The sequence below is a fragment of the Bacillus sp. JJ1562 genome, assembly GCF_036962705.1.
GTDB lineage: Bacteria > Bacillota > Bacilli > Bacillales > Bacillaceae_L > Ferdinandcohnia.
In genome coordinates this window covers 145,404-147,741 of record NZ_JBALOQ010000013.1, presented here as the reverse complement: position 1 = coordinate 147,741, position 2,338 = coordinate 145,404, and the positions used below count along the sequence as shown (strand labels likewise).

Below are 2,338 nucleotides of genomic sequence, written 5' to 3'. Positions count from 1 at the left end.
CAAGGCGCATTTGATTAAGTAGTTGGCAACAAATTGTATGAGGTGATGCCAAAATGAGAACGATAGCAAAAGTAATCGTTTGTCTAGCGGTTGTATTAATATTGCCAAGCTTTTCAGGAAACGGTGCAGAGTTAAACGAGGAAAATAATAATGATACAGTTCAAGAAGTGAATGGTCCGTTAGAAGTCACGGTCATACTTGAACGCGTCTATGTTGATGGTGAGGTAAGCGAAGAGATAGTGAAAGAAACAATCCTGTCGATGGAAGATTTTTGGGCCCACTACGAGGATTGGAGCCTAGTTCATCAGGATGAAGATCAGGTTGTTTTTCAACAGCGTGTAGACGATATTTCACCATTACTTAAATCAAATGGCTATTTTGGCTTGACGGAAGATGGAATATTATCTATTTTCAATGGGAAACCTGATGAATCTGATAAAGTCATTCAATCATTTTTTCAAATCGATGTTGAAAAGCTTGAGAGCTACCAGCATGATTTATTAAAAAATGGCATCAAGATTGGTACTAAGGACGAATATATTAATGTAATTGAAACCTATAAAACATATACATCCTCCCCTTAATACTTAGATATTTGAGAGACTAGGAAAGCTTCTAGTCTCTCTTTTATTTTAGTTTTTGGATGAATATGATAAAATGATGTACAGCAAAGTAGGGGAGAGAAGACGTTTGATTGAATTTATTAAAGGAACGGTTGAATATATAAGTCCTGAATACATTGTTATTGAAAATAACGGTGTAGGCTATCAAATTTATTCGCCTAATCCATTTGTCTTTAAAAGAGAAAGTCCGGAAACCGTTTATACATATCAGCATGTTAGAGAGGATATTTTGGCTCTCTATGGTTTTAAGACACGTGAAGAGCGTGCTTTATTTTTGAAATTGTTAAATGTTACAGGTATCGGTCCCAAAGGAGGACTTGCGATTCTTGCCTCTGGAGAGCCTCAACAGGTCATTCGAGCGATTGAAAATGAGGATGAAAAATTTCTTGTAAAATTCCCGGGTGTAGGGAAAAAGACAGCACGCCAAATCATCTTAGATTTAAAAGGAAAACTTCATGATTTGATGCCTTCATTACATCCTGATTTATTTTCTGAAGATCATGAGCTTGAGATAGATACAAGTTATACAGAACTTGATGAAGCTGTGGAAGCATTAAAAGTGTTGGGTTATGCAGAAAGAGAAATTAAAAAAGTATTACCTGAATTAAGAAAAGAAAAGCTTACTACTGATCAATATATTAAAAAGGCTTTACAAAAGCTATTAAAATAAGGGGGTTGCTTGAATGGAGGACAGAATCGTTTCAGGAAGTGCCGATTACGAAGAGTCGGCAATCGAGCAAAGCCTTAGACCTCAAACTTTATCCCAATATATTGGACAAGAAAAGGTAAAATCGAATTTATCCATTTTTATAGAAGCTGCAAAAATGAGGCAGGAAACATTGGACCATGTATTATTATATGGACCTCCGGGGCTAGGAAAAACGACACTTGCTACCATCATTGCAAACGAAATGGGTGTAAATATTCGCACGACCTCTGGACCAGCGATTGAAAGACCAGGAGATCTAGCAGCTATTTTGACAGCACTTGAACCAGGTGATGTCCTTTTTATTGATGAAATCCATCGACTTCAGCGATCAATCGAAGAAGTTTTATATCCTGCAATGGAGGATTTTTGTTTAGATATCGTGATCGGAAAGGGAGAGGGGGCACGCTCTGTCCGACTGGATTTGCCACCCTTTACTCTAGTTGGAGCAACCACACGCGCTGGTTCCTTATCTGCACCACTCCGGGACAGATTCGGAGTGCTTAGTCGTCTGGAATATTACAATGAAAACCAGCTTGCTGATATTGTAACGAGGACAGCGGAATTATTAGAGGTTGAAATTGATGACCAGGCCGCACATGAAATTGCAAGACGTTCAAGAGGAACGCCAAGGATTGCCAACCGTTTGCTAAGAAGGGTAAGAGATTTTGCCCAAGTACGTGGAGACGGAACGATAACTACACAAATGGCAAATACGGCTTTAGAATTACTTCAGGTAGACCGTTTAGGACTTGACCATATTGACCATAAATTACTTAAAGGAATTATTGAGAAGTTTCGTGGTGGTCCAGTTGGACTTGAAACCATTTCAGCCACAATTGGAGAAGAGGCTCTTACGATAGAAGATGTTTACGAACCTTATCTTCTACAAATTGGCTTTTTGCAGCGTACTCCACGTGGACGCGTCGTAACAGAGCATGTTTATCGACATTTTCAAATTGAGATTCCAAAGGAGTAATTCTAATCAGGTACGCCTTGGCGTATTTGC

The 2,338-nt window shown here is 38.7% G+C and carries 3 protein-coding genes; all 3 read left to right on the top strand.

Translation table 11 applies throughout. From position 1 onward, the window contains the following. Positions 1-53 precede the first annotated feature (53 nt). Positions 54-584, top strand: a complete 531-nt coding sequence (locus V7097_RS08290; protein WP_335703131.1) for an intercompartmental signaling factor BofC — start codon at positions 54-56, stop codon at positions 582-584. 106 nt (positions 585-690) lie between these two features. Further along, on the top strand, positions 691-1,293 hold the full coding sequence (gene ruvA / locus V7097_RS08285; RefSeq protein ID WP_335703130.1) for a Holliday junction branch migration protein RuvA: 603 nt from the start codon (positions 691-693) through the stop codon (positions 1,291-1,293). 13 nt (positions 1,294-1,306) lie between these two features. Beyond that, positions 1,307-2,308: a Holliday junction branch migration DNA helicase RuvB gene (gene ruvB / locus V7097_RS08280; protein WP_335703129.1), complete on the top strand. Its 1,002-nt coding sequence runs from the start codon at positions 1,307-1,309 to the stop codon at positions 2,306-2,308. Positions 2,309-2,338: the final 30 nt, after the last annotated feature.